This window comes from Actinosynnema sp. NPDC059335, from assembly GCF_042752395.1.
In the GTDB taxonomy this organism is placed as follows: Bacteria; Actinomycetota; Actinomycetes; order Mycobacteriales; family Pseudonocardiaceae; genus Actinosynnema.
Window position 1 is genome coordinate 1 of sequence record NZ_JBHYXZ010000323.1, and the last position, 1,451, is coordinate 1,451.

Consider the following 1,451-nt stretch of genomic DNA (forward strand, 5'->3'; position numbering starts at 1 on the left):
CGCGGCCACGCCGTGACCGTGTGGGAGGCCGGCGGCGAACTCGGCGGCCAGGTGCGGGTCGGCCGGCGCGGCGCGGGCCGGGGCCACCTCGACCGCCTCCGCGCGCACCAGCACCGCCGGTTCGCCGCGCTCGGCGTGCCGGTCCGGCCGCACCGGGCCACCGCCGCCGACGTGCTGGCCGAGTCGCCGGACGCGGTGGTGGTCGCGACCGGCGCCGTGCGGCGGGCCCGCGTGGTCCCCGGCTGGGGCCGCGCGCTGACCCCGGAGCAGGCGCTGGCCGGCCGCGACTGGGTGGGCCGCGTTGTGCTCGTGCTGGACGACGAGGGCGCGTGGACCACGGCGTCGGTCGCCGAGACGGCCGCCCGCGCCGGGGCGCGGGTGCACGTGGTAACGGCCGCGGGCACCGTGCTGTGGGGCGTGAGCGAGTACAGCCGGATGACGGCCGTCGAACGGCTGCGCTCGCTGGACGTGGGCCTCTGGGCCTCCGCCACCGCCGAACTCCGCGACGGCGTCGCGGTGGTGGCCAACGCGTTGACCGGCGCCGTCACCGAGATACCCGGGATCGCGGACGTGGTCGCCGTCGACCCGCCGGACGCGCTGGACGAGCTGTCCGACGCGCTCGCCGAGGCGAACGTGCCCGTGCACGTCGTCGGCGACGCGGTCGCGCCCCGATCCCTGCTGGAAGCCGTGGCCGAGGGGCATGCCGTCGGCCGGACGATCTGAGGAGGCCCGCATGGCCCGCAAGCTCGTGCTGCTCACCTACAACATCAAGCCCGGGGTGCCGCTGGAGGAGTACGCCGAGTACACCCGCAGCGTCGACTACCCGGTGTTCCGCCGGCACCCCGGCATCCAGGACTACGCCAACTACGTCGTGCGGCGGAACGCGCGCGGCGAGGAGTGGTTCAAGCACTTCGACCTGATGTTCGTGGACGACCTCGACGCCTTCCACGCCGGCGGGAAGCTGCACCACGGCGACCCGGCCGTGCTGGAGCACGCGGCCGGCTGGCGGGAGAAGTGGGGCAGCGACCCGGCCACCGGGTGGCGCACGGACGTCAACATCACCTACGCCGACGAGATCTGGGGGTGACGCGACCCCGGGACGGCCGGGTCGTCCTGCCGGCCGTCCTGGTCGGCGCCGGGTACATGCTCCCGCTCTACCTCACCGGCGCGCTCGGCGTGGCGATCCGGGACGACCTCGGGCTGAGCGCGACGCGGTTCGGCGCGGTGGTGTCGGTGTTCTTCGCCCTGGGCGGGGTGCTGATGCCGTTCGGCGGCCGCGTGGTGGACCGGATGGGCGCGGCCGCGGCCGTGCGGCTCTCGGTCGCGGGCGCGGCGTCGTGCCTGGCCGCGGCGGCCGCCCTGGGCGGCACCGCCGCGGGGCTCGCCGCCGCGCTGGCCGTCGGCGGGGTCGGCACGGCGGTCGCGGGCCCGGTGGGCGGCATGCTCATCGC

At 76.8% G+C, this 1,451-nt stretch carries 1 protein-coding gene and 2 pseudogenes; all 3 read left to right on the forward strand.

Features of this window, described 5'->3' with window-relative positions:
- Positions 1–723, forward strand: a pseudogene (locus ACFXGA_RS40165) (hypothetical protein); the annotation flags it as partial.
- Positions 724–733: 10 nt separating this feature from the next.
- Positions 734–1,087 (forward strand): hypothetical protein, encoded by a 354-nt coding sequence (locus ACFXGA_RS40170; protein ID WP_378098467.1) that lies wholly within the window; start codon positions 734–736, stop codon positions 1,085–1,087.
- Positions 1,084–1,451 (forward strand): annotated as a pseudogene (locus ACFXGA_RS40175) (hypothetical protein); the annotation flags it as partial. The gene ACFXGA_RS40170 and the pseudogene ACFXGA_RS40175, both read left to right, overlap by 4 nt.